The 26,643-nt window shown below is 32.0% G+C and carries 28 protein-coding genes and 1 tRNA gene; 10 read left to right on the top strand and 19 right to left on the bottom strand.

What is annotated here, in order from left to right:
- The first annotated feature begins 75 nt into the window (after positions 1 to 75).
- Both BUB65_RS00555 and BUB65_RS00550 read left to right on the top strand, forming a co-directional pair.
- Positions 76 to 339 carry a type II toxin-antitoxin system Phd/YefM family antitoxin gene (locus BUB65_RS00555; RefSeq protein ID WP_327192006.1) on the top strand — a complete coding sequence of 88 codons (264 nt, stop codon included), beginning with the start codon at positions 76 to 78 and terminating at the stop codon, positions 337 to 339.
- Between the two features lie 18 nt (positions 340 to 357).
- Positions 358 to 1,461 carry an ABC transporter ATP-binding protein gene (locus BUB65_RS00550; RefSeq protein WP_073070981.1) on the top strand — a complete coding sequence of 368 codons (1,104 nt, stop codon included), beginning with the start codon at positions 358 to 360 and terminating at the stop codon, positions 1,459 to 1,461.
- Between the two features lie 32 nt (positions 1,462 to 1,493).
- Here BUB65_RS00550 and BUB65_RS00545 read toward each other — a convergent pair whose 3' ends face one another.
- From BUB65_RS00545 to BUB65_RS00520, 6 genes are all read right to left on the bottom strand, one after another.
- Positions 1,494 to 2,123, bottom strand: a complete 630-nt coding sequence (locus BUB65_RS00545; protein WP_073070979.1) for a phosphatase PAP2 family protein — start codon at positions 2,121 to 2,123, stop codon at positions 1,494 to 1,496.
- Between the two features lie 18 nt (positions 2,124 to 2,141).
- Entirely contained in the window at positions 2,142 to 2,861 is a 720-nt protein-coding gene (locus tag BUB65_RS00540; protein WP_073070977.1) for an ABC transporter ATP-binding protein, read from the bottom strand.
- A complete protein-coding gene (locus BUB65_RS00535) occupies positions 2,851 to 3,708 on the bottom strand; it encodes an ABC transporter ATP-binding protein (RefSeq protein WP_073070974.1) in 858 nt (285 codons plus the stop codon). Before BUB65_RS00535 ends, BUB65_RS00540 begins: the two co-directional genes overlap by 11 nt.
- Positions 3,705 to 4,766: a branched-chain amino acid ABC transporter permease gene (locus tag BUB65_RS00530; protein WP_073070972.1), complete on the bottom strand. Its 1,062-nt coding sequence runs from the start codon at positions 4,764 to 4,766 to the stop codon at positions 3,705 to 3,707. Before BUB65_RS00530 ends, BUB65_RS00535 begins: the two co-directional genes overlap by 4 nt.
- A 14-nt stretch (positions 4,767 to 4,780) precedes the next feature.
- Positions 4,781 to 5,647: a branched-chain amino acid ABC transporter permease gene (locus BUB65_RS00525; RefSeq protein ID WP_234946710.1), complete on the bottom strand. Its 867-nt coding sequence runs from the start codon at positions 5,645 to 5,647 to the stop codon at positions 4,781 to 4,783.
- A gap of 109 nt (positions 5,648 to 5,756) precedes the next feature.
- A complete protein-coding gene (locus BUB65_RS00520; protein ID WP_073070968.1) occupies positions 5,757 to 6,875 on the bottom strand; it encodes an ABC transporter substrate-binding protein in 1,119 nt (372 codons plus the stop codon).
- A gap of 276 nt (positions 6,876 to 7,151) precedes the next feature.
- Between BUB65_RS00520 and BUB65_RS00515 the strand changes: the two genes are divergently transcribed.
- Complete coding sequence (locus BUB65_RS00515; protein WP_073070966.1) at positions 7,152 to 8,462, top strand: nucleotide sugar dehydrogenase; 1,311 nt, start codon at positions 7,152 to 7,154, stop codon at positions 8,460 to 8,462.
- On the opposite strand, the gene BUB65_RS00510 is transcribed toward BUB65_RS00515, so the two are convergent.
- Positions 8,457 to 9,254, bottom strand: coding sequence for a glucosaminidase domain-containing protein (locus BUB65_RS00510; RefSeq protein ID WP_234946691.1), 798 nt, complete (start codon positions 9,252 to 9,254; stop codon positions 8,457 to 8,459). The two genes, BUB65_RS00515 and BUB65_RS00510, sit on opposite strands and share 6 nt — an antisense overlap.
- Positions 9,255 to 9,815: 561 nt before the next feature.
- On the opposite strand from BUB65_RS00510, the gene BUB65_RS08260 reads away from it, so the two are divergent.
- Positions 9,816 to 10,016 carry an AIM24 family protein gene (locus tag BUB65_RS08260; RefSeq protein WP_084727981.1) on the top strand — a complete coding sequence of 67 codons (201 nt, stop codon included), beginning with the start codon at positions 9,816 to 9,818 and terminating at the stop codon, positions 10,014 to 10,016.
- 331 nt (positions 10,017 to 10,347) lie between these two features.
- Here BUB65_RS08260 and mnmE read toward each other — a convergent pair whose 3' ends face one another.
- The 12 genes from mnmE to BUB65_RS00445 form a co-directional block, all read right to left on the bottom strand.
- Entirely contained in the window at positions 10,348 to 11,679 is a 1,332-nt protein-coding gene (mnmE, locus tag BUB65_RS00500; protein ID WP_073070963.1) for a tRNA uridine-5-carboxymethylaminomethyl(34) synthesis GTPase MnmE, read from the bottom strand.
- A gap of 7 nt (positions 11,680 to 11,686) precedes the next feature.
- Positions 11,687 to 12,316, bottom strand: a complete 630-nt coding sequence (rsmG, locus tag BUB65_RS00495; protein WP_073070961.1) for a 16S rRNA (guanine(527)-N(7))-methyltransferase RsmG — start codon at positions 12,314 to 12,316, stop codon at positions 11,687 to 11,689.
- Positions 12,313 to 13,026, bottom strand: coding sequence for a WecB/TagA/CpsF family glycosyltransferase (locus tag BUB65_RS00490; RefSeq protein WP_073070958.1), 714 nt, complete (start codon positions 13,024 to 13,026; stop codon positions 12,313 to 12,315). The genes rsmG and BUB65_RS00490 overlap by 4 nt, the downstream gene beginning before the upstream one ends.
- Positions 13,027 to 13,073: 47 nt before the next feature.
- Positions 13,074 to 13,159: transfer RNA gene (locus BUB65_RS00485), tRNA-Leu, on the bottom strand.
- A gap of 21 nt (positions 13,160 to 13,180) precedes the next feature.
- A complete protein-coding gene (locus BUB65_RS00480) occupies positions 13,181 to 14,383 on the bottom strand; it encodes a type III PLP-dependent enzyme (protein WP_073070956.1) in 1,203 nt (400 codons plus the stop codon).
- A gap of 124 nt (positions 14,384 to 14,507) precedes the next feature.
- Entirely contained in the window at positions 14,508 to 15,644 is a 1,137-nt protein-coding gene (locus BUB65_RS00475; protein ID WP_073070953.1) for a CD0519/CD1768 family membrane protein, read from the bottom strand.
- Between the two features lie 14 nt (positions 15,645 to 15,658).
- Positions 15,659 to 16,138, bottom strand: a complete 480-nt coding sequence (locus BUB65_RS00470; RefSeq protein WP_073070951.1) for a hypothetical protein — start codon at positions 16,136 to 16,138, stop codon at positions 15,659 to 15,661.
- On the bottom strand, positions 16,131 to 17,048 hold the full coding sequence (locus tag BUB65_RS00465) for an SPFH domain-containing protein (protein ID WP_073070948.1): 918 nt from the start codon (positions 17,046 to 17,048) through the stop codon (positions 16,131 to 16,133). Before BUB65_RS00465 ends, BUB65_RS00470 begins: the two co-directional genes overlap by 8 nt.
- Before the next feature lie 10 nt (positions 17,049 to 17,058).
- A complete protein-coding gene (locus BUB65_RS00460) occupies positions 17,059 to 17,466 on the bottom strand; it encodes an NfeD family protein (protein WP_159429126.1) in 408 nt (135 codons plus the stop codon).
- 60 nt (positions 17,467 to 17,526) lie between these two features.
- The gene (thrS, locus tag BUB65_RS00455) at positions 17,527 to 19,437 is read right to left on the bottom strand and encodes a threonine--tRNA ligase (RefSeq protein WP_073070944.1); all 1,911 of its coding nucleotides are present in this window, start codon (positions 19,435 to 19,437) and stop codon (positions 17,527 to 17,529) included.
- A gap of 16 nt (positions 19,438 to 19,453) precedes the next feature.
- On the bottom strand, positions 19,454 to 19,858 hold the full coding sequence (locus BUB65_RS00450; RefSeq protein WP_073070941.1) for a hypothetical protein: 405 nt from the start codon (positions 19,856 to 19,858) through the stop codon (positions 19,454 to 19,456).
- Positions 19,855 to 20,400, bottom strand: coding sequence for an HD domain-containing protein (locus BUB65_RS00445; protein ID WP_073070939.1), 546 nt, complete (start codon positions 20,398 to 20,400; stop codon positions 19,855 to 19,857). Before BUB65_RS00445 ends, BUB65_RS00450 begins: the two co-directional genes overlap by 4 nt.
- 183 nt (positions 20,401 to 20,583) lie before the next feature.
- On the opposite strand from BUB65_RS00445, the gene thrC reads away from it, so the two are divergent.
- The 6 genes from thrC to BUB65_RS00415 are packed head-to-tail and all read left to right on the top strand — an operon-like array spanning position 20,584 to position 26,628.
- Entirely contained in the window at positions 20,584 to 21,795 is a 1,212-nt protein-coding gene (gene thrC, locus BUB65_RS00440; protein ID WP_073070937.1) for a threonine synthase, read from the top strand.
- Positions 21,792 to 22,265 (top strand): (2Fe-2S)-binding protein, encoded by a 474-nt coding sequence (locus BUB65_RS00435; protein WP_073070935.1) that lies wholly within the window; start codon positions 21,792 to 21,794, stop codon positions 22,263 to 22,265. Before thrC ends, BUB65_RS00435 begins: the two co-directional genes overlap by 4 nt.
- Positions 22,258 to 23,100 carry an FAD binding domain-containing protein gene (locus tag BUB65_RS00430; protein ID WP_073070933.1) on the top strand — a complete coding sequence of 281 codons (843 nt, stop codon included), beginning with the start codon at positions 22,258 to 22,260 and terminating at the stop codon, positions 23,098 to 23,100. The genes BUB65_RS00435 and BUB65_RS00430 overlap by 8 nt, the downstream gene beginning before the upstream one ends.
- Positions 23,100 to 23,882: an FAD binding domain-containing protein gene (locus BUB65_RS00425; RefSeq protein WP_073070930.1), complete on the top strand. Its 783-nt coding sequence runs from the start codon at positions 23,100 to 23,102 to the stop codon at positions 23,880 to 23,882. The genes BUB65_RS00430 and BUB65_RS00425 overlap by 1 nt, the downstream gene beginning before the upstream one ends.
- Positions 23,882 to 24,328, top strand: coding sequence for a (2Fe-2S)-binding protein (locus tag BUB65_RS00420; protein ID WP_073070928.1), 447 nt, complete (start codon positions 23,882 to 23,884; stop codon positions 24,326 to 24,328). The genes BUB65_RS00425 and BUB65_RS00420 overlap by 1 nt, the downstream gene beginning before the upstream one ends.
- Positions 24,325 to 26,628, top strand: a complete 2,304-nt coding sequence (locus tag BUB65_RS00415; protein ID WP_073070926.1) for a xanthine dehydrogenase family protein molybdopterin-binding subunit — start codon at positions 24,325 to 24,327, stop codon at positions 26,626 to 26,628. Before BUB65_RS00420 ends, BUB65_RS00415 begins: the two co-directional genes overlap by 4 nt.
- Positions 26,629 to 26,643 lie beyond the last annotated feature (15 nt).

Here is a 26,643-nt window from a genome sequence, read left to right as displayed (position 1 = left end):
CTAAAAAGTAACAGTTAATGTTTTGTGGCTATTTTAGAAAAATTTTGACTATAATTGTAGTCAGGAGGGATTGACTTGCCTAATCAAAAACATTTATTTTATAGTTTGGCGGAAGCAAAAGCAAAATTTTCAAAAGTGATCGAAGATTCTATACGGAATGATGTTATAATCACCAAAAATGGGCATCCCACTTCTGTAATTTTAAACTATGAAAAATACCTAAAAATTATAAATTTTATAGATAAAGTCTGGGATTTATATCTGCTGGAAATAGGAGATCCTTCACTGTTTGGAAAATTAAACATCAATGATCTCTTCGAAGATATCAATGAAGATTAAATATCAGGAGGTGCTGGTATGGCAAAAGTTGAACTTGAACACGTATGGAAAATTTATGAAGGAAAAGTTGAAGCCGTTAAAGATGCAACATTTACAATCGAAGATAAAGAATTTGTTGTTCTTCTCGGACCATCTGGATGTGGTAAAACTACAACATTACGTATGATTGCTGGTCTTGAAGAAATCACAAGAGGTACATTAAAGATTGATGGAAAAGTTATGAATGATGTTGAACCCAAAGATAGAGATATTGCCATGGTTTTCCAGAACTATGCTCTTTATCCTCATATGACTGTCTATGACAACATGGCTTTCGGTTTAAAACTTAGAAAGTTTCCAAAAAATGAAATTGAAAAAAGAGTAAAAGAGGCTGCCAAAATATTAGGTATAGAAGAACTTCTTGATAGAAAACCAAGACAACTGTCTGGTGGTCAAAGACAAAGGGTTGCTGTCGGAAGAGCTATAGTTAGAAATCCAAAAGTATTTTTATTTGACGAACCTCTCTCCAACTTAGACGCTAAACTAAGGGTCCAAATGCGTTCAGAGCTAAAAAAGCTTCATCATAGATTAGAAGCAACCATCGTGTATGTTACGCATGATCAAATTGAAGCTATGACTATGGCAGATAAAATTATTGTTATGAAAGATGGAGTAATTCAACAAGTCGGAACTCCTAATGAAATTTATAATAAGCCTGCTAACACATTCGTCGCAGGATTTATTGGAAGTCCCGCAATGAACTTTATTGACTCAAAAATTATTAAAGATAATGGCTTGTGGATTAAATCTGATGGTTTAAAACTCAAGATTCCAAAACAATTCGAAGAACTTCTCGAACAATATATAGATAAAGAAGTTATTTTTGGTATTAGACCTGAAAACATTTACGATAAAATGTTTGCAATGGCTCCTTCCGAAGGAGAAAACACTGCTTCAGCACAGGTCGACGTTGTAGAACCACTTGGTAGTGAAACAATTTTACATTTGATTGCTGGAAATGATAAATTCGTAGCAGTTGTTGATCCAAAAACTCAAGCAAAAGAAGAACAAATAATTGATGTAGTATTTGATATGAACGCAATGCATATCTTTGACAAAGAAACTGGAAAAGCTGTTTTATAAATCAAATACAAGTTTAAATTAAAAAGCGTGCCTCAGGGCACGCTTTTTTCTTGAAAAAATACTTTTCCTATTGTATAACCAATTATTGCTCCAGCTACTACATCGCTAAACCAATGATAATCACCAATAACTCTTGAAATAGAAAATATAACGGGAATCATGTAAAAAATTTTACCATACTTTTCAGCAATCGGTGTAAACAAAGCCCAAGCAAAGGAACTATGACCTGATGGCAAAGAATTAAATTCATTTTCCAAACTAAAAGGTTTAAATAAAAAGGGAGAATCAGAATAGGTCGGTCTAGCTCTTCCAATAAAAAATTTCAGTCCATATGTAATAAAAGAATTTACAGTTACACTCTCAAGAATTGTAAAAGAAAGATAAGGATCATTAAAATACGTAATGAATGATAAAACTGAAGTTAAAATAACAAAATCTTTTACATCCATTTTATTAATAAAATCTACAATATATATCTCGTACTTACTACTAAACATATTTTGAATTTCTCTATCAATTAAAAATAAGGGCAAAAAAGTTAATTGATAAATCGTCGGTTTAAGTGATTTTAAATCACTTAAACTTTCCTCAACAAGATTAAATGAGAATACAACCCCGGTTAATATTAAACAAATGATAACAACAAATAGTAATCTTCCCAACCTCAGCCCACCTCAATTTTAAATACCTAAATAAGCTTTTTTTACTTCTTCGTCTTTTAAAAGTTCTTTTCCTGGACCTTCTAATACTATTTTACCAGTTTCTAAAACATATCCATAGTCTGAAATTGCTAACGCTCCTACAGCATTTTGTTCAACTAATAAAACGGTGGTACCTTCTGAATTGATTTTTTTAATGACGTTAAAAACTTCTTCAACAAGTACAGGAGCAAGTCCCAATGATGGTTCATCCATCATAATTAATTGAGGTCTTGACATTAATGCTCTACTAATCGCTAGCATTTGCTGTTCCCCACCCGAAAGTGTCCCACCTAACTGCGATAATCTTTCTTTTAATCTTGGAAACAAAGAAAAAATCCATTCTAAATCTCTTTTGATATTTTCTTTGTCATTTCTTTTATATGCTCCCATTATTAAATTTTCATATACAGTTAAATTTGGAAAAATTCTCCTTCCTTCTGGTACTAAAGCAATACCAGTTAAATTAATTATATGAGGCGGTTTATTAGTTATATCCTTCCCATTAAATTTAATATGTCCTCTTTTTGACTTAATTAACCCCGCTACACACGAAAGCGTAGTTGTTTTACCGGCACCATTAGCTCCTATCAACGTTACAATTTTTCCACGTTGAACTTTAACATTAATTCCTTTTACAGCATGAATAGAACCATAGTAGACGTGCAAATCTTGAATATCAAGAACAATATCACTGAGCATGTTCCCACTCCTTACCCAAATAAGCTTCAATTACTTTTTTATTTGTCCTTATTTCTTCCGAAGTGCCTTCTGCTATTATAGAACCATAGTCCATTACAACTATTCTTTCACATATTCCCATTACAACCTTCATATCATGCTCAATTAATAGAATAGTTAGGTCAAATTCATCTCTAATGTATTTAATGAAATCCATTAATTCTTCAGATTCTTTTGGATTCATTCCTGCAGCTGGTTCATCCAAAAGAAGTAATTTGGGCTTCGTTGCTAAAGCTCTAGCAATTTCTAATTTTCTTTGCTGACCATAAGGTAAAGAACTAGCTTTTTCTTGTTCAAATTTTTGCAACCCTATTTTTTTCAATAACTCATATGCAGCTCCCTTCATTTCACTTTCTTTTTTCATATAACCTAACTTTGTCACTGCTCTCCAAAACCAAGCTTTCCCTTTTACTTTTCCTTCTTTTTGATGAGTTCTTAATATTCTATCAACACTTCTGTTATCTAGTGCGTGATGTTGAGCAACCAAAACATTATCAAGAACACTCAAATCAGAAAACAATCTGATATTTTGAAACGTTCTAGCAATTCCTAAATGTGTGATTTGATAAGGTTTTAAAGGTGTTATATCTATCCCATCAAAAATAACCTTACCTTTTGTAGGGTAATAAATTCCCGTAATAACATTAAAAACAGTAGTTTTACCTGCTCCATTCGGTCCTATTAACCCTACTAATTCATTTTTCATTATCTTATTCTCAAAATCATTTACTGCAACTAACCCTCCAAAAGCCATGGTAACATGATTAATATGTAAAATAACTCCTTGTTTTTCAAAAGGCACATTCATTTTTTGACACCTCTCTTTTTGAAAAACCTATATATAGAATTCCAAGTCAGCTCATTTCTCCCAAAAATTCCCCTATTCCAGAAAATCATTGTTAAAATAAAAATTGTCGAAATCACTAAAAGTCTCAATCCTTTAATGCCATTTGGAAAACTTAAACCAAAAAGTGTAAATGGATCTTCTAAATTTCTTAACCATTCCATAAGTAAAGCAAACATTACTCCACCAACTACAGAACCTGTTATACTACCTAATCCACCTAAAACTATCATAATTAATATATAAAAAGTCAAAATAGGGCCTAAGGTAGTAATTTTCGGATCAATTGTTGTTAGCCAGTGTGCATATAAAGCGCCAGAAATCCCAGCAAAAAATGCACCTATAATAAAACTCATAAGTTCATGCTTGAATACATTTATACCCATTGCCTCAGCCGCAACTCTATCTTCTCTTATGGCAAGCAAAGCCCTTCCGTATGAACTTTTCACCAAACTCACAATAAAAACCACTGTGATCAGCAACCAACCCCAAGCCCACCATGTATTAGTGTATTCAGGTATGCCTTTTAATCCTAATGCACCATTAGTTACACTTTGGGCATTTAATGCTATTATTCTTATAACTTCAGCAAACCCTAAAGAGGCTATAGCTAAATAATCTCCTGATAATTTCAATACTGGCCAACCTATAAAAAATGCAAATATTGCTGCTACCACACCACCAGCTAAAGTCGCTATAAAAAAGTTTGTATGCAAATTTTGAATCAATGGATTAACTGGTTCAATTATAAACGAAATTAACTTTTGTTCCGGAGTTAAAGTTAAAAGCGCAGATGTATAAGCACCAATTAGAATAAATCCGGAATGACCTAGCGATAAAATTCCAGTTATACCATTTATTAAATTCAAACTAACAGCCATAATAGCATAAATCGCCATTAAATTTATTATTCTCAATCTATAACTATCCAATGTTTTCGTAGCAATTAATAGCAAAAACATAAAAACTAAAATTGTTAATATTGTTAATATTGCCGTAGTTTTAGGAGATAACTTTTCCATATTTACCACCACCCTTAGACCTTTACTATTGAACGTTTTCCTAATAGTCCAGAAGGTTTAATAACTAAAATCACGATTAAAATTAAAAATGCAAAAGCATCTTTGTACTGCATAACTGAAGGAAACAGCGTTATAAGCATTACTTCAATTAACCCTAATAAAAATCCACCTAAAACTGCTCCTTGCAAAGATCCTATTCCTCCAAAAACTGCAGCAATGAATGCTTTCAATCCAGGATTAAATCCAGTATAAGGGTAAAAGTTTGGATATCTCATCGCCCACATTATTCCAGCTATTGCAGCTAATGCTGAACCTAAAGCAAAAGTAAAACCAATAACCATATCGACATTTATTCCCATTAAAGCTGTTGTAGGAATATCAGTAGATATTGCTCTCATTGCCATTCCTATTTTCGTTTTATAAACAATATAAAAAAGTATCAACAATGCTAATATAGTAATTCCAATCACTATGAAACTTATCTGAGGAATTATTATTTTCCCAACTTTATAGGTTTTAAAAATAACACTTGAATTTTTACCTAATACTTTCATGAATGATTTATAGTTTGAACCGAAAAAAACAACAGCAAAGCTTTCTAGGAAAAACGACATACCTATTGCTGTTATCAAGGCAGAAATTCTCGGAGCATTTCTCAATGGCTTATATGCAATTCTATCAATTAAAAAACCTAATAATGCAGTCGCAAACACTGAAAAAATTACTCCAACAAAAAAAGGCATTTTCATTAAAACAACCGCATAGAATGCAAAATAAATTCCCATGGTCATAATATCTCCATGAGCAAAATTAATTAATCTTAATATCCCATAGACCATCGTGTAACCTACAGCTATCAAAGCATATAACCCACCCACCATTAAACCGTTGAATATATTCTGTATTATTAAAACTGGATTTAAATTCACTGTTTTCACCTCCAATTGCACAAAAACCCCATGGGCAAAGCCATGGGGTTCTAGAAATTTATTACTTATCCACAAATTGATCAGGATTAATAACCGTTTCAAATTCAAAGTTTCCATTTTTCACAACATCAACAATGACTGATTTTAATGCATTCCCATGTTCATCGATCGTTATAATACCAGTTACCCCTTCAAAATTTTTTGTTTTTCTAATTTCTTGAGCTATTAATACAGGATCTGCCTTACCAGCTCTCTTAATAGCATCAACCAGTATCATATATGCATCGTAACCAAGTGCAGCCAAAGTTGAAGGTTTCTTTCCATATTTCTTAACAAAAAGGTCCACAAATTCTTTAGACTTATCAGTTACTTTAGCATCAGGATGGAAATGGGTAGTGAAGTATATTCCCTCTACAGCTTCTCCACCAATTTGAACTAATTCAGGAGCATCCGCTCCATCACCTGCTAAAATTTTCCCAGAAAATCCCAACATTTTTGCTTGCTGAGCAACTAAAGCAATCTCTGGATAATAACCTGTTACAAGAATTGCATCTGCACCATAAGAAAGTGCTTGTGTGATTTGTGCACTGAATTCTTGATCACCAGTTTTATAGAATATTTTTTTCACTTGACCGCCTAATTTTGTAAAAGTTTCAATAAAGAAATTTGAAAGTCCAACACTATAATCTTGTTCAAAATCAACAAAAACCGCTACTTTTCTTACACCAAGTTTTTCATAAGAGAAAACAGCCAAAGCTCCTCCTTGGAATGGATCAGTAAAACAAACTCTAGATACAAATTTTTTCCCCTCTGTAACTAATGGATTTGTGGAAGAAGGTGATATCATCGGTACTTTTTTATCTTCGGCTATCTGACCACCAGCAAGAGAATGAGAACTTGCAACTTCTCCAATAATTGCCACAACATGTTCTCTGTCTATTGCCCTCGAAACAGCATTTGCTGCTTCGGTTTTTTCACTTCTGTTATCTACTAAAACTAATTGAATCTCCTCACCAAGTACACTTGAAATTTGTTCATGTGCAAGTTGAACGCCTTCCCAAACCAATTGTCCAAATGCAGAAATACCTCCTGTCACAGGTAAAACAGCACCGATCTTTATCGTTGAAAAACCTGAAACAACAATAAATAAAACGAGCAGCGAAATAATAAGTTTTTTCATAGTATCCCCTCCTCTTAAAGAAGTAATTACGATTATTTTACAATAATTAACATGAACTGTCAAGTGTAAACAAAAGATTTTTTGTAATATTTTCAAATATTAGACCTTAAAGCAATTTAATCTTATTTTCCGTGTTTACAATTTGATTTAATTGTTAACTGTTGTGTTAAAAACATCGCAAAAAATTGTTCAAATACTTGGAACAAAACCAAACTTAAAAATTTGTGGTATAATTTATTCAGTCAGTGAATGAATAAACAACCAGGAGGGATTGAAATGGTGAATGCATTGTACAACAAAATACAAGAAAAAACTGCTATTGTAGGAGTTATGGGATTAGGTTATGTTGGGCTTCCTTTAGCAGTTGAAAAAGCTAGAGCAGGATATAAAGTCATTGGATTTGATATTCAACAAAAAAGAGTTGATCTTATCAATAAAGGTATCAATTATATTGGTGATGTTGACGATGAAGAATTAAGAGAACTTGTAAATAAAGGTTTAATCACTGCAACTACAAATTTTGATAAACTCAGCGATTGTGATGTTATCAGCATTTGCGTTCCTACTCCACTGGACAAATTTAAACAACCAGATTTAAGTTATATAATTCAAACTTCAGAAGACATTGCTAAAAGGCTTAGAAAAGAACAACTTATTATTCTTGAAAGTACAACTTATCCAGGAACAACAGAAGAAATTGTATTACCTATACTTCTTAAATCTGGTTTGAAAGTCGGTAAAGATTTTTACCTTGCTTTCAGCCCAGAAAGAGTTGATCCAGGAAACAACAGGTTCAAAACTAGAAATACTCCTAAAGTAGTTGGAGGCGTTACTCAAAAATGTACCCTACATGCTAGAGCCCTATATGAAAATGTTCTAGAGGCACCTGTCTTTCCTGTAAGCTCTCCCAAAACTGCCGAAATGTCAAAAATTTTAGAAAATACTTTTAGGCTAGTTAATATAGCACTTGTTCAGGAAATGACAAAAGTTGCTGAAAAAATGAATGTAAATATTTGGGAAGTAATTGAAGCAGCTTCAACTAAACCATTTGGATATATGCCATTTTACCCTGGTCCTGGAATAGGAGGTCATTGTATTCCAATAGATCCATTTTATCTGGCCTTTAAAGCTAAAGAATTTGATCTACACCTCATGTTGGTTGAAGTTGCAGGTCAAATTGCTGATGACATGCCCTATTACGTTGTACAAAGATTAGGAGATATTTTAAATGATTATAAAAAACCACTTAATGGGGCAAAAATTCTAGTTTTAGGTATTGCATATAAAGGAAATATCGATGATCTTAGAGAAAGTCCTGCATTAAAAGTAATAGAAATATTGGAAAAGAAAAAAGCTGAAATATATTATTTTGATCCTTTTATACCCCAATTTGAACATAATGGAAAAACATATACTTCTATTGAATTAAATGATGAAATCCTAAAAAACATGGATGGGGCAATTATTACTGCAGGACACACAGTAGGAGTAAATTACGAAAAGATACTCAAGAATGTTCCTTTCATATTTGATACTAAAAACGTCCTTAAAGATGTAAAAGAAAGAAAAAAAATAATATTATTATAATTCTGGAAGATGCTCCATCACTATTTTTACAATTTTTACATACTCTTCTCCCAATTCTGAATAACGCAGAAGGCCATCAGCAGGATGGCCTTTTTTCTTGCCAGCTCTAATTAATCTAAAATCTTCATAAAAAGGCAATTTATTCAAATTCAAAGCATAACTTCTCATTGAATCTAAAAGATCATCAAAAATTTCTATTTCGTAAGTTGCACCTAAAGGCCTATTTTTCGGCACTATGCCAGTTCCTGGAGAAAACGTCCATTCACCAAAAATATTATTAGCTTCTTGAGCAAATCTACTTGTCCCCCAAGCTGATTCAATTGCAGCTTGAGCAATAGCTAGATCTTCAGGTATAATATCAACTTTCAGTAACAAATCATCAATACTTTGAGCATCATATTTCTTCATATATTCCATTAGAACTTTAGAATTTTTTTGCTTTATAGCCTTTAAAATTTCCTTTCTTTCGCTCATTATTTCACTATTAACTTTTCTAATTATTGGAACTAAAATTTTCAAAAACAATTCTTTTCTCACGTTTGTAGGTGCTTCATTAAAATCTTCAGGAAATCTTTTAACTATTATATTTATATTCGAAAGATCTTCCAGTGAGTTATAACCAATCTCATCGAAAAAATCTTTCAATTCTTTCCAAGAATCGTATTCTATTGTTAGTTCATTAGGGATAACATATACAAATTCTCTTTTAAAATCCCAAGAAATATTAAAATATAAATCAAAAATAACAATTAAGATAAATGTCAAAATTAAAATAATTGCCAGCCGTTTCAAAAGCCTCACCTCTTTATTCCATAAACTTTCTTTACAATTTTATTTTAACATAATACAATGTTAAACAAATTAAAAAATTGTATATAAATAACTACATCTTCAACATCATTATTAATTTTTACATTTCTACTTTAAAACATGTTAAAATAGCCAAAAAGAGGTAAAAACATGAATTTCAAGCTCCATTTCAAAGGCTTTTATAGCATTTTGCAAATTAAAATGGAATTAGGGAAAATAATTATATCAGAACCGGGTACCATGGTTTCAATGAAAGGCAATATAGAGGTAACTACATAAACCAGAGGTCTTTTGAAAGCATTTAAACGTGTTTTTTAAAAGAGAAAATTTCCTTCTAAATAGCTATACAGCAAAAATAAATCCTGAAATTTCCTTTGCCCCAAACTCTCAGGAGATATAGAAATCAATGAGAACAATGAACTTTTGCTAGTACAATTTATTTTGTTTATAACTACTCAAGATTCTATAGATATTAATACAAAATTTGGTGGTTTAAAAAGTTTTTTGCAGGAGAAAGATTCTTCTTTATAAAATTGCTCGGATATGAACATGCTGCTATTTCATTTTTCGGAGCAATTTATAGAGTTAGAATTAGGAGAAAAATTAATGGTTTATATATGGCGTATAGTAGCATTTAATGAAAGGTTTAAGTATTCAATTAAAATCTTTGAAAATATAAAATCTACTTTATTTGGAGGTAAAAGGTTTGTACATGGGTTTATTGGACCCGGAGGGTTTATATAAAACTAGGAATTACCAAGAACCTGTTAGATAGTTCAAAAATTTAACTTCAAAACAAACTGGTAGTAGATAAAAAGTCTAAAAAACACATTTTTTTTGAACCTTTTTAAAAATATCAAGTCAAATACTATAGAAAAACAGAAAACAAAATTTCAAAAATTGAAATATTATGTAAGTAAAGTTATCTTAACAAAAATGGTTCATAATAGAAACTTTCGAAAGACTAACATTGTAACATAAATTCTGTTAACATTATGAAAGAGAAACCCCCTATCCCCCTTGAGATACACCCCCCACAGCTTTATGCGGGCCATAAAAAGGCCCGTGTTTTTTTTTATTTGCCAACACAAAAATTTGAAAAAATGGTATCTAATAAATCTTCACTAAACTTTTTCCCTGACAATAAATCTAATTCTTCCAAAGCTTTTCTTATGTCAATTGATATTATATCAAGTTCATATCCAAAATCAAAATTATCTAATGCACTTTTTATATACATTTTTACTCTTTCTAGAATTTCTAATTGTCGTTGCGTAGTTACATGAGAAGACTCTCCATTTTCTATTATATTTTTCACCTTATCTAAAATTTTATCTTCTAAATTTCTCAATCCTTCGCCTGAAAGTGCACTAATTTGCACAGACTCTTTTTGAAATCTTTCAATTTTCTTTCCTAAATCGCATTTATTCCATACAGGGATAAAATTGTAATCTTTGATTTTTTCATAAATATATTCATCTTCATTTGTAAAGCCTGTTGAAGCATCTAAAACAAACAATATTAAATCGGATTTTTTTATTTCCTTTAAACTTCTTTCAATACCAATTTTTTCAATCATATCATCAGTTTTTCTAATCCCGGCAGTATCAGCTATTATGAAATGTACCCCTTTTATATCTATCTCTCCTTTTATTACATCTCTTGTTGTACCGGGTACATCAGTTACAATAGCTCTATCTTCATATAATAATCTATTAAGTAAAGTAGATTTTCCAGAATTTGGTTTACCTACTATAGTCAAAATAATTCCCGAACTTAAATGCAAGCCTTTTTTACTTTTTTCAACCTTCTCCTTAATTGTTTCATATATTTCATTTAACCCTTTTAAAATCATGTCAATATCACTATCGATATCATCAGGATAATCAATTGAAACTTCTATTTCTGCTAATATTCTCATTAATTTTTCTCTGTATGATTTTATTTCTTCTCCAAGCCTTCCTTTTAAATTTTCAAGAGAAATTTTTAATGAAAGTTCACTTTTTGCTTCTATAATTTGATATATTGCCTCTGCCTGTATTAAAGAAAGTTTTCCATTCAAAAAAGCTCGTTTTGTAAATTCTCCTCGTTCGGCCAATCTTGCCCCACTATTCAAAATAACATCTAAAACTTTGTGAGTAATTAAAATCCCACCATGACAATAAATCTCAACAAGATCATTACCTGTATAAGAATTTGGTGTTTTATAAAATACTATATTAACATCGTCAAGTATTTCGTTGTTATACCATAAAGTTGTGTAATAAACCCTTCGATATTCAATTTTATCTAACTTAGTAAGCTTCTTTGCGATCTCATGACTTTTTTCTCCATCTATCCTAATTACTGCTATTGCTCCAGTCCCTTTAGGTGTGGAAATCGCAGCAATTGTATCTTGCAATGTCATTCTCCTTTCATAAAGGAAATTTGGATATTTTCGAATATCTCCTGGGGTATTTCGGGGGAGTTATGTCTTGTTTTTCGAAAACTAATAAATATCTTTTTTTCTCAAGTATATTATATTCTCTTATGTCTATTAATTTTAATTTCAATATTTCTATCGCTTTTTTTGCATTTTCTAATTCCTGTTTGTAATTAATTCCTTTGTACAAAAAGATTTTTCCATGCTTTTTTGCAAATGGAACTGTAAGTTCCAAAACAACTCTTAGTTCTGCAACCGCTCTAGAAAAAACTGAATCAAATTTTTCTTTAAAAGTACTCTGTTCTTCAATTCTTCCATGAACAAATTTTAATTTATTCAAACCTAACTTTTCACAAATCGTCTTCACATAATTTATTTTCTTCAGTGACGAATCTATCAAAGTCCCTTCAACATCATAAAATATATTAATAAAAACCCCTGGAACTCCTCCACCAGTTCCTACATCTAAAAAATTTTCACCTATTTCTTCTTTTTTGAGAGGTTTTAAACTATCGATGGCAAGAAAATTATAAGCTAACTCAAAATCTTTAAATGCTGTCAAATTAAAAGGTGCATTAATAATCTCTAAAACATAATTTTTGATAATTTCATCTTTCGTCATTTTATTTTCCCACTAATTACCAAAAAATAATATTTTATTATCTCAAGTGGCACATGCCTTTTTTTTATCGGAGATTGTAACCATCTGTAGAACCACTCAAGACGTAAATTTTGAAAAATAATTGGAGCCCTTTTCTTCCTGCCTGAAATTACATCAAAACTTCCACCAACACCCATGGCCAATTTAAATGGCAAGTTAAAGTTTTCGTAAATCCATTTTTCTTGTTTTGGGACTCCCATTCCTACAAACAATAGATCTGGTTTTAATTTTTCAATTTCTTCATTAGGAATTTTCTCTTCTCTAAAGTATCCATGATGAAATCCTACCACATTTACCCCTTGTTTTTTCAATTTTTTTGCCGCTTCTTCAACAACAATTGGTTGAGAACCCAAAAGATAAACTTTCCAATTGTACTTTTTAGAGATGGTACATAGATACATCATAGTATCTATTCCCGTTACTCTTTCTGTATACAAATTCCTGTTTCTTTTTAAGGCCCAAACTATACCTGAACCATCAGGTATTATAAAATTCGCGTGATTAACAATTTTTCTGTAATAAGCATCTCTTAAAGTTCTGAGCAAGATCGAAGCATTAAGAGTAACTACAAATGTTTTTTCTCCATTAATAACTTTTTCAACTATCCTTTTTCTAATATCATTTGTTTTACCAATTATTATATTTAAGTCATTCAATTTCACTATATCCACTTTTTCCACCTTTCTAGCTTAATGAAAAATCCCGGAAAACCCGGGACTGGTGCCGAGGGCGGGATTTGAACCCGCACGGGCAATGCCCACATGATCCTGAGTCATGCGCGTCTGCCAATTCCGCCACCTCGGCACTTCTCAATTCCACAATATATTATAACATATCATATTTCTCTGATTGTTTTAAAATTTCTTCTACTGCATATTCTAAATTTTGTTTCAAAAGTAATCCATTCTGAAAAATTACTTCTGGGGAAGATATTCCATTAAAGTTCGTACCATATTCTGTTGTGTAAGCTCCTGTATTGTAAAATACAACTAAATCTCCAATAGTTGTATTTTTTGGAAGTTTTGCATCATAATACATCACATCCACACTATCGCAAGTAGGTCCTGCTAAAACAAATTGTTTACTTTCAACGAATTCTTTACCAACAACAGAAATTTCATATCTGATATTCTGAATAGTCTCTGTTAAACCATGAAAAACCCCTACATCGGTATAAATCCAATTTTCTTCACCTTTTTTACTTCTTAAAATAACAGATGCTATCATCACACCTGCATTACCTACCATTGAACGGCCAGGTTCAACTATTACAGTTATATTCTCGCCTAAATAATCTCTTACAGATTGATTAATAACTTCGGATATTTCTTCTATAGATGGTATTTCCTTCGAATATTTTATTGGCATTCCTCCACCAGTATTTACCATGTTCATCTCTATACCTTTTCTTCTAGCTTCTTCAAAAACCACAGAAACTTCTCTAATAGCAACTCTCCAATTATTTGGATTGTAATTTTGGGAACCAACATGAAAACTTACTCCTATAGGATTTAACCCGTTATTGTATGCATATTCAACCAACTGAATTGCATGATCAACACTTGTCCCAAACTTCCTTGTCAATGGCCAATCAGCATCATTCTCCATCCCATTAGTACTTATCCTAACATATATATCTGAACCTGGAGCATATTTAGCTATTTTTTCTATTTCCATTTCCGAATCAACTGCAAACATTTTTACTCCATTTTTATATGCAAATTCTATATCACTCGACTTTTTTATAGTATTTCCAAAACTCATCATCTTTGGTGAGACACCTAAACTCAAAAGTTTTTCTATCTCCCCTCTCGAAGCAACATCAAAATGACTTCCAAGCTTTTTCAAAGTTTTAATTATTTCTACATGGGAGTTGGCTTTAATAGCATAATACACTTTGCTATTTTCTATGCTATTAATTAGCTTTTTGTAATTTTCCTTTATTACTTCCAAGTCCATTACAAGTAACGGAGTTCCATATTTCGTAGCAAGCTTTTTCAAAACTTTGTTAACTAATATTTTGTCCACTTGCCCCACTCCCTTCATTTCAAAAGTCAAGTTAATAATAAACTAAATTATGAAACAATAAAATATCTATGAGTTTAATTTTATGATACAAGATGTTACAATTTAAATAAAAAGGGGAGGGGAATTAAAAAACCATTAAATACATAAGGTGAGCAATAACACCGGCAGACAAACCACCAAAAGTATGGGCCATAATTGCTTTTCCAGTTAAATATCTATATCCAAGTTCATCCATCATTGCTACATGTGTACTCAAATATCCACTCCATGTCATACCTATTGCAGTAAAAACTGCTATATCATTGGGACTTATAATCTTTAAATCAATAAATTTTGGAATCAAGGCTAGAGCAGCCCCAGTTGAACCTAAAGATGTTAATGGAAATGCAATCAATTCGGGATTGCTAAATCCAAACAAAGTCTTTATTAAAACAAATATTTTTTCACCTATCATTGGCAACAGTGGAATACCTTCGTAGGCAAGCCCTTGATAACCCTTTGTAGGATCTTTCGGCCCAAAAGTAATCATCATTACAAAAGTACTAATAACAAGCACACCAGGAATAATACCAATCCCTATTTCCACTCCACTTTTTCCACCATCTAACAATGCTTCTAAAAATCTCTCCATAAAACTACCTGGTCGAGTTTTTCTATAGTAATTTTCCGGAATAAGCATTTCTTCTTTTTTAACACTCCCAAATTTCCTTCTTGTAAAAAATGAAAACATCCTCACACTAACTATACTTCCTAAAAACGCTGAGATATTCCCAATAATCACAGCTGGAACAAGATTTACATTCATTTTATTTCCCTGAGCAATCATAAAAGTAGATACTATCAAACCCATTCCAAAAGATGTGCCAAGATTACATAACAACGGTTCTTGCCACTTTTCAAAATTATTCATAAATCTTTTATCTTTGGCAAGAGCAATTATGGCAGGATTATCAGAAAAGTAAGTAGAAATTATACCCATAACCGCTACACCTGGAAGGTTAAAGAGAGGTTTAATTAAGGGTTTCAAAAAGAAATCAATTAGATCAGCTACTCCAAATTCAAACAATAACGAAGAAAAAGCACCGGTAAGAACTGCAACAGCCATTATAAAAAAAACTGTGTTAATCAATAAATCATGAGCAGTTAACATGAGTGTCTTAAAGAAATTTGCTGTACCCATTGTTGTTTCTATCCCAACAAATACTAAAACTAATACTGCGATAAATGCAATGGCTTCAAAGCTTATCTTTTTCTTAAACACTTAAATCCCCTTTCTCAGTCCAATCTTAAAGCAATTAGTACTACTCCAACAAATAAAGATATACCACCAACTATTAAAGGATGCAAGGACTGAGAAATGGAATATGAAGCAATTAATATTACTAAATACTTGAAAAATGTACCAAAAATTCTTCTACGCACTCTTTTTAATGAAAAACTAGCATATTCGAATCTATCATTTCCAAGTGCCAAAACTAAAGTTCTAAAACGTGCATCAATGGAATAAATATCCCTTATTATTCTATATAAATGATACAAAGTTGACAAAACTATTAAAAATATAAAATTTATTACATTTGATTTCACATAATACCAACCGAAAATTCCTAAACTAAGTACAACCATCTCATTAAAAAATCTGAAAGTACCATACCTGAAAAACGAATTAGATAAGACTATTAAAAATGCAAAAATAATTGAAACCAGGAGCCCTAAGGCTCCTGATAAACTTATGACCAGTAAAACTTTAACCATCTTTATTTTCACCGCCGTCTTTTTTAAACAATTCTCCAATGGCACCTATGCTACCCAAAATACCTGAAACTTCCATCGGTAAGAAAATCTTCGTCGCAGTTCCATTAGCAACTTCCTTGAGAGTTTCAAGATATCTTACAGCAAGTAAATCATTCGTAGGATTGCCTTCATGAATTGATTTAAATACTACCATAATTGCTTCACCTTGTCCTTGCGCTTCTGTTATAAGTTTAAATTTATTTGCCTCAGCAACTTTCTTAATTGCTTCTGCCTCACCTTCAGCTTTTAAAATTGCTGCTTGCTTTTGCCCTTCAGCTTTTAATATTTCAGATTGTCTAATACCCTCTGCTTCGAGAATTGCAGCTCTTTTTGTTCTTTCTGCCTTCATCTGTTTACTCATGGCTTCCATAATATCTTTTGGTGGATCTATCTTTTTAATTTCAACACGAGTAATTCTAATCCCCCACTTATCTGTCGCTTCATCTAACACTGTTCTAAGTTTAGCATTAATTCTTTCTCTAGATGTAAGTGTTTGATCTAATTCAAGTTCACCAATAACATTTCTCAAATTTGTTTGAGCAAGTTTTACTGTTGCAAATTCAAAACTACTAACGTTATAAATAGCTTTATATGCGTCAGTAATTTCATAATAAATAACCGCATCTACAGTTACAACAACATTATCTTTGGTAATAACTTCTTGAGGTGGAACATCTATAACATGTTCTCTTAAATCAACTTTCTGCATTCTATCAAAAAATGGAACAATAAAATGAATTCCTGCTTTTACTTCTTTCCTAAATTTCCCTAATCTTTCAACAAGCCCTCTTTCATATGGCCTAACAATTCTTATCCCTGAAGCTGCTAAAATAAGCAGGAACAAAATTATTATCAAAAACAATATATACATATTTCCCCTCCTAACTTTCTTTTTCTTCTTCTTCACGTTCTACAATTAAATGCGCTCCTTCTACTTGCAATACTTTTACATGTTCACCTTTCTTAATCTTTATATCATCCTTTTGAGAATACGCACGCCAAGTATCACCATTTACTTTTACAACACCTTTCCCTGCTTTATTGTCTATTTCTTCTATGACCAAAGCTCTTTTTCCAATAATTTCATCAATATTAATCTTTCTTGGTTGTTCACCACTCATCTTATTAACTAATGGCCTTGTTAAGACTACTAGAATACCTGAAACAATTATAAATGTAGTTAGCTCCCAAATAGTATTCCCTACAAAATAGGCCGTAATAGAAGCAGCTATTCCACCAATTCCAAACCAGAAAATAAAGAATGTTGGAGTAATTATCTCCAATACCATTAACACAATACCTAAAACCAACCAAAAAATTGTTGGGTTGATTATATCACCCCCTTTAATTTATCCTTTTTTCAAAATTTCATTCTTCAAAATTTCCAAAAATTTTTCTACTTTTAAATCTTTAATTTCCTTACCATTTCTATCTCGAACGCTTATAGTATTTTCTCGCTGTTCTTTTTCGCCTACTATGATCATATATGGTATTTTATTCATTTGAGCATCTCTTATTCTGTATCCAAGAGTTTCATTTCTGGAATCCAATTGTACTCTTATTTCATTACCTTTCAACTCTTCAACTAATTTTTTTGAATATTCCGTATATTTATCTGAAACAGGCAAAATAATAACTTGAACTGGAGAAATCCATAGTGGAAATGCTCCTGCATAATGTTCTATTAAAATCCCAAAAAATCTTTCTAAAGAACCATATTTTGCGGCATGAATTAAAACAGGCCGTACTTCTTTACCATTACTGTCAATATAAGTTAAATTAAACCTTTCCGGCATTTGAAAATCAAGTTGAATTGTTGCACATTGCCATTCTCTACCAAGAGAATCTTTCACCTGAAAATCAATTTTTGGACCATAAAATGCTCCTTCACCTTCTGCAATTTCAAAATCTAAATTAATTTTCTCCAAAACATTTTTTAAAGCATTTGTTGCTATATCCCAAACTTCTTCATCTCCCATATGATCTTCTGGCATAGTGCTAAGAGTTGCTTTATACGAAAAACCGAACGGCTTATAAAGTTCGTCTATTAGTTTTACCAAAGATGTTATTTCTTGCTCTATCTGATCTTTTCGACAAAAAATGTGAGAATCATCTTGTGTAAAAGCTCTTACACGCAAAAGACCATGTAAAACTCCACTCCTCTCATACCTATGAACTTTTCCAAACTCAAACAATCTGATTGGTAAGTCTCTATATGACACTACGTCGTTCTTATAAATTAATATATGACCGGGACAATTCATAGGTTTAATTGCATATTCCACATCTTCTTTTTCAGTAAAATACATGTTATCTTTATAATGTTCCCAATGACCACTTTGATGCCACAATTTAACATTCATAACAAGAGGAGTTGCAACTTCTAAAAAGCCATATTTTTTGTGAAGTTCTTTTGAAAAGTTTACAAGTTCGTTTAATACAATAGTTCCTTTTGGAAGAAATATTGGCATACCAGCTGCAACTTCTGTATTAATAAAAAACAACCCAAGTTTTGGACCTAATTTTCTATGATCTCTTTTTTTAGCCTCCTCGAGCATCCTTAAATAGTTCTCCAACTCTTCCTTATTTGCAAAAGCCGTACCATATATTCTCTGAAGCATTGGATTTTTTTCGCTCCCTCTCCAATACGCCCCGGATACAGACAATAATTTAAAATGCTTAATTAACCCTGTTCTTGGCAAGTGAGGTCCTCTGCAAAGATCTATAAATTCTCCTTGTTTATAGAAACTTACTTTGTCATCTTGTATTTCTTCTATTAACTCCATTTTATAAATCTGTCCCTTTGCCTTCATTAACTTCAATGCCTCTTCTTTATTTAATTCAAATCTTTCAATCTTCAAATTCTCTTTTATAATATTTTTCATTTCCTTTTCTATTCTTTTTAAATCTTCTTCAGTGATTGTACCATCCAAAATTTCAAAATCATAATAGAAACCATTTTCTATAGTTGGCCCAATACCTAATCTTACATTATTTTCCCCGTATATTCTTACAACTGCTTGAGCCATGATATGCGCCATAGTATGTCGATAAAATTCTGGCGCTTCTTTATCTTTCTTTGTGATAATTTTCAAAGTACAATCAAAATCTATTGGTCTTTCAAGATCCCACAATTGCTCATTTACTAATGCTCCTACTGCTGTTCTATATAATCCTTCACTAATTTCCTTTGCAATCTGACCAGGAGTAACAGAATTTTCATATTCTTTCTGATGTCCATCAGGTAGAATAATTTTCATAAATACACCTCCAAGTTTATTTATAAAGAATAATTTTCTTTCTATACAATATCAAGAAAACAACAAATGAGATTATCATCGAGAAAAAATATGAATAATCATATCCTTCAAAAATTAGTGGTAGTAAAAATAAACCACTCTCAATCAAAGGTACTACCCATATTTTTAACCACAATTCTCTCATTGAGTCAATTAATACAATCAAAAATATCAACATTGCAAATAGCAAATTATATTCTCCATAAATTACTATAACATAAAAAGAAAGATAAATAACATATCTTAAAGCTTTTCCAAACCCAAATTTATTCACTGATTCAAAGTAAAATATTAAAGGTATAAGCACTAAATAATCCAAAAAAGCTCTATCAAAAGAAATCAAAACTAAGGGAAATAACCATAAAAACCATCTGAAAATCATAAACCAAGATCCTCCGAAATTTCTTTCATTGCTTCCAAAGAAAGTTCATAAAATTTATCTAATGTCAAACCAAATTCCTCACAAGATTTCATTTGTTCCCTGCTTGCACCTTTTGCAAAGGATTTTTCCTTAAACCTATTCAGTAAAAAATTTACATTTATAGCTGATAGCTTTTTTTCAGGTTTTATTAATGCACCTGCAACTATAAAACCAGTTGTTGGATCAGCTGCATATATCACTTTTTCAATTAAACTTTCTCTTTCCTTTTTTCCACAATGTGCTAATATAGCATTTTTGATTTCTTCAGTAACTGAATCCCCTAATATTTCTACAGTTTTTAAACCGTGCTCTTCGGGTGTATTTTTCGTGTACTCATAATCTAAGTCGTGTAACAATCCGGCCAAACCCCAAACTTCTTGGTTTTCGCCAAAATACTCAGCTATTTTTCTCATAACAGCTTCTGTAGCAAGACAATGTTTAATTAAATTTTTTGTTTTAACATGCTTTTTTAACAAATTGTAGGCTTCCGTTCTTGTCAGCATCCTACCCACCTCCGTTAAAAATAGTATACCACATTTTCCATTCAGATTACTTTATTCTTTTTGTAACCTCATTATCTTGATTTATCTTCAAAAAATAGTGATTTTGTTTTTTTTTCGTAAAATTACTACATTTTCTGTAATTTTTTACTAAAAGTATAATTTTAGCAAATTAGGAGGGATAAAATGTATAAACTCAGATGTATTTCTTGTGAAAAAATTTATGAACCTTCACCAAATTTATATACCTGTCCCAAGTGTGGAGAACGAATGGGAACACTCGAAGTTATTTATGATTATGAAAAAATCAACATTCATAAGAACGATTTTGATCCTGAAGGTGATATTTCCCAATTTGTCAAAATACTTCCCATTAAAAATTACGTAACCCATTTAAAGGTTGGAGGAACTCCTTTATACAAATTTAAAAATGTTTTGGGAATAAAAGAACTTTTAGTTAAATATGATGGAACTAATCCAACTGCATCTTATAAAGATAGAGCAACTGCTATAGCTATTTCAAAAGCGTACGAATACAACTATGAAACAATTTATTGCGCCTCAACAGGTAACGCTGCAAGCTCTCTAGCAGGTTTATCAGCCTCAACAAAACTAAATACTTTCATTTTTGTTCCTGCAAGCGCTCCAATTGCTAAAATAGCTCAACTTTATGTATATGGAGCTAACGTAATACAAATTGATGGGAGTTATGACGAGGCATTCGATATTTCAATGGAAGTAGGGAAAAGATTAAAATGGTATTCAAGAAATTCAGCTATCAATCCCTATTTACTTGAAGGGAAAAAAACAGGAGCACTGGAAGTAATCGTACAAAACAACTATGTTACACCTGATGTTGTATTAGTCGGCGTAGGAGATGGAACAGTAATTAGTTCGTTATATAAAGGTTTTTACGACTTTTACAAATTAGGTTTAATTAATGAAATTCCTAGAATCATTGGAATACAAGCAGAAAATGCCGATGCTATTGTAAAAACATTTGAAAAAGGGAAACCGTATAAACCCGTTGATATAGAATCAAAAACTATAGCTGACAGCATTTCAGTTGGAAAACCAAGAGATGTTATAAAAGCTTGCAAATATGTCGAAAAAAGCAATGGTACTTTTTTAAGAGTCTCAGATGCTGAAATTTTAGAAGCAATATCCGAAATGGCCAAATTAACCGGTATTTTCGGAGAACCAGCTGGTGCAGCATCTTATGCAGGTTTAAAAAAAGCTATTAAACTTGGCTTAATAAGAAAAGATGAAAGCGCCTGTATTTTTGTTACAGGAAATGGGCTTAAAGATATTAAATCTGTTGAAAAACTTATAAAAACTAAAAAAGTGAAACCAGATATTGAAGAAGTTCTAAAGTTCATAAAAGAGGTGAAAGTATGAAAATCAAATTTAAATTAAACGGGAAAATTGTTGAAAAAGATGTGCCGGTTCATAAAAGAGCTATTGATTTTTTAAGAGATGACCTCAATGTTTTATCTGTAAAAGAAGGATGCAGTGAAGGTGAATGTGGAGCTTGTACAATCTTAGTAAATGGAAAGAACGTACATTCCTGCCTCATGCTTGCAGTTGAATTAGACGGAAAAGAAGTTATAACAGTTGAAGGATTGGAAGATGACATTATACAAAACGCTTTTCTTGAAGCTGGAGCAATTCAATGTGGTTTTTGTACTCCTGGCTTTATAATATCAACCAAAGCTCTATTAAACGAAACACTTAACCCATCCGTTAATCAAATAAAAGAAGCACTTGAAGGTAATCTTTGCCGATGTACGGGATACGTGAAGATTGAAGAGGCTGTCAAATTGGCAGCTAAAAAGTATCTTAATAAAGGAAGTGAAAGCAATGATTAAGCAATATTTCAGACCGACTAATATTGATGAGCTTTCTGAACTCAAATTAAAAACAAATGGTTATCTTTTCGCAGGAGGAACAGACTTACTTGTAAAAATTAGAGCTGGAACAATTAAAACCGAAACATTAATTGATACAAAATATTTAGAAACAGATGGAATAAAAACTAACGCAAACAAATTATTCATCCCATTAAATACCACTTACACAGAACTTCGAAAATTCTTGAAACAAAATCAAATAAATTTACTTCTTGAAGAAATCATCAAAACAATAGGTTCTCCAATGATTAGAAATAGAGGTACGCCTGTAGGCAATATTGGAAATGCTTCACCAGCTGGAGATTTTGTTCTTGCAAGCTATTTATTCAATGCTCAAATATTAATCGAACCTACTTCAAAAAAAATACCAATAAATCAATTTATAAAAGGGCCCGGAAAAATTGAATTATCTGATGATGAATTCATTTATGGAATTGAATTAGAAATCTTAGAAAACTATAAATATTATTTTGAAAAAGTTGGAAGAAGAAATGCCATGATAATTTCTATTGCTAGCGTAGGAATGTTACTAAAAGAAAAGGAAGGAAAAATTGAGGATATTAGAATTGCTTTAGGCTCAGTAGCCCCTTACATTCTTAGAGACGAAAATTTGGAAAAAAGTGTAATTGGAAAAGAAATTAATGAAGACTTATTTAAATTCCTAGCTAGTAGCTATCAAAAAATAGCTTCTCCTATAACTGATGTAAGAGCTACAAAAGAATACAGAAAAACACTTGTCTATAATCTAATCTTAAAAGCATACAACAATTTATATAAAAAGGTGGTGATGTGATGCTTCACTTTAAAGAATATGTAAAACCTAAAACTTTAGAAGAAGCCTACAACTTACTTAATTCAAAAAATTCTGAGATATTAGGGGGAGCCGCATTTCTCAGACTATCAAACAGAAAAATTGACCTAGCAATTGATCTCATAGATGCTGGCTTGGACTATGTAAAAGAAAGTGAGAGTATTGTTGAAATTGGAAGTATGGTAACTATATCAGCGTTTGAAGAAAACCCTGCTTTATCAACACTATTCGATGGATTTCTCAAAAAGGTTGCCGAAACAATATTGAGTTTTCAAATGAGAAATATTATAACTATTGGTGGAACACTTTATCCAAAATACGGTTTTTCTGATTTAATTACTGCATTGCTCGTACTAAATACAGATATCTACTTGTATAAAATGGGAAAACTTCCTTTAGAAGAATTTTTGAAAACAAAAGTTCATAAAGATATTCTAGAAAAGATCGCAATAAAAAAAGAAAATCTTAAAGTTTCTTTCCAGTATATTAGAAATTCAGAATATGATTTCTCAATATTAAATGTTGCTGTTTCAAAGGGAGAAAAAATAAAAATAGCCGTTGGAGCAAGGCCAGGAGTAGCTGTACTAGCCCGCAATGCCATGGAACATATAACTAAAAAAGAATTGAATGAAAAAGTCATCGAAGAAACTGCAAAAATTGTATCGGAAGAAATTGATTTCTCAGATGACATAAAAGCATCAAAAGAATTTAGAAAAAAAGTTTGTGTAGCTCTTGTTAAAAGAGCCCTATTGGAGGTGATGTAATGAAAATAAATGTCGTCATTAATAACGAAAAAAAAGAATTGGAAATTGAACCTGATGAAATTTTATTAGATGTTCTTAGGAGGTATGGATATCATAGTGTTAGAAGGGGTTGCGATACAGGAATGTGTGGTATTTGCACCATCTTATTGGATGGGAAACCAGTTCCTTCATGCTCAATTTTTGCAGCTAGAGTCGACGGCCATGAAATAACCACTGTAGAAGGCCTTCCTGAAGCTAGAGAATTTGCAGAGCTTCTAGCTGAAGAAGGGGCTGACCAATGTGGTTTTTGTAGTCCTGGATTAATAGTAAACACAATTTATATTAAGAGAGCAAAAATTGAAAAAATGGATGAGGTTAAAATAAAGCTTATCGGTAACCTTTGCAGATGTACTGGTTATGAGGGACAACACAGGGCTATCGCCAAATTTTTGGGGGTGGAAAAATGAAAGAAGTAACAAGAAAAATTCCAAAAAAAGATGCGTTGGGAATTACTTTAGGTAAACCCGTATATACTGAGGATCTTGCTCCGAAAAATGCATTATTTGTTAAGATCTTAAGAAGCCCCCACGCATTTGCAAAAATCAAAAATATAGATACTACCGAAGCTGAAAAAGTTGATGGAATCGAATGCATCCTAACATACAAAGATGTTCCTAGAGTTCCAATTACCAGAGCAGGCCAAGGGTACCCTGAACCTTCTCCACATGATTGGTATATTCTTGATGAATATGTAAGATATGTTGGAGATGAAGTAGCGATAGTAGCAGGTAAGAACGAAAAATGTGTGAATGAAGCTATTAAAAAAATTAAAGTTGAATATGAAGTACTCGAACCTGTTTTAGACTTTGAAAAAGCCGAAGGACATTCATCAATTATCCATCCTGAAAAAGAAACACATCCAATGTTTGAAATTGGATTTAACGCCGAAAAAAATATTGCCGCTTCATATGAAATGGAAATTGGAAATATTGAAGAAGAGCTTAAAAAATGCGACGTTGTAGTTTCCCAGCGTTTTTACACACAGGCACAAGCTCACGTAGCATTTGAACCTCACACAGCGGCTTCTTATATAGACATGCATGGAAGACTAGTTATTATTTCTTCAACCCAAGTTCCTTTCCATGTCAGAAGAATCATTGCTGAAGCATTTAAAATACCAATTAAAGATGTAAGGGTAATTAAACCTAGAATTGGTGGAGGATTTGGTGGAAAACAGGCTGTCCATGGGGAACCATTTGTCGCCGCAGTAACATTGAAAACCGGCAAACCAGCAAAAATAGTTTATTCAAGGCAAGAAGTATTCGAAGCAACATATAGTAGACATCCCATGAGATATGATGTTACATTAGGAGCAACAAAAGATGGAAAATTGAAAGTAATTGATATAAAAGGACTATCAGATACAGGAGCATATGGCGAACACGCCCTTACGACATTCATGGTAGCAGGTTCAAAAACATTACCTTTGTACAATAAGGTGGATGCTGTAAGATTTTCAGGAAAAGTTGTTTATACAAACAAGGTTCCCGCAGGAGCCTATAGAGGTTACGGAGCAATTCAAGGTAATTTTGCATTAGAATCAACCATCGATATATTAGCAGAAAAACTTGGAATGGATCCTCTAGAATTTAGAAAGAAAAACATGATAAACGAGGGAGAAACTTCTCCAATCTTCAAAATTATGGGTGAAGGTCGCGAAGGCGTAGAAATGATTGTTAGAAGTTGTAAGTTAAACGAGTGCGTTGAAGAAGGAAAAAAATTAATTAAATGGGATGAGAAATTCCCAAGAGTAAAAGTATCCGAAACTAAAATAAGAGGCGTTGGTATGGCAATTGCCATGCAAGGTTCCGGAATAGCAAATATCGATATGGGTTCTGCAATTTTAAAACTTAACGATGATGGTTCTTTCAATTTATTAGTTGGTGCCACAGATCTTGGAACAGGAAGCGATACAATCCTCGCTCAAATAGCTGCCGAAGTTCTTAATGTTCCAACTGAAGATATAATTGTGTACTCTTCAGATACTGACCTTACACCTTTTGACGTGGGAGCATATGCTTCAAGTACAACTTATGTTTCGGGAAATGCAGTAAAAAAAGCTGCTGAAAAAATGAAAAAATTAATAATAAAAGAAGGGGCATTAAAACTCGGGCTTGATGAATCTAAAGTAGATTTTGACGGTAAATATGTATATGAAATCGATGGTGATAAAAAGGTTTCACTAAAAGAACTGGCGACTGTTTTACTATATACGGAACATCAAAAACAATTAATTGCTGAGGCTTCTTACGTTGGGCCAGAGTCACCACCACCATTTATGGCAGGATTTGCCGAAGTCGAAGTTGATATTGAAACTGGTAAGGTCAAATTAATCAACTATGTTGCAGTTGTAGATTGTGGAGTAACTATAAATCCTAATCTTGCAAAAATACAAGTTGAAGGCGGCCTCGTCCAAGGAATTGGAATGGCACTCTACGAAGATGTTAAGTATTCTCCAAATGGTAAGTTACTCACAAACAATCTTATGCACTACAAAATTCCTTCAAGAGTTGATATAGGAAATATAATAGTAAAATTTGCTGAAAGTTACGAACCAACTGGACCATTTGGCGCCAAATCAGTTGCAGAAATAGGAATTGATACCCCACCAGCTGCTATTGCTAACGCAATCTATAACGCAGTTGGAGTTCGAATAACTTCCCTTCCAATTACACCTGAAAAGATATTACTAAATTTAAAAAAATAAACCAAATTCTCCAAT

Origin of the sequence: Thermosipho atlanticus DSM 15807 (assembly GCF_900129985.1) — a bacterium.
In the GTDB taxonomy this organism is placed as follows: domain Bacteria; phylum Thermotogota; class Thermotogae; order Thermotogales; family Fervidobacteriaceae; genus Thermosipho_A; species Thermosipho_A atlanticus.
The sequence above is the reverse complement of the archived record's forward strand: the minus strand, read 5'-3'. Positions and strand labels throughout refer to the sequence as shown.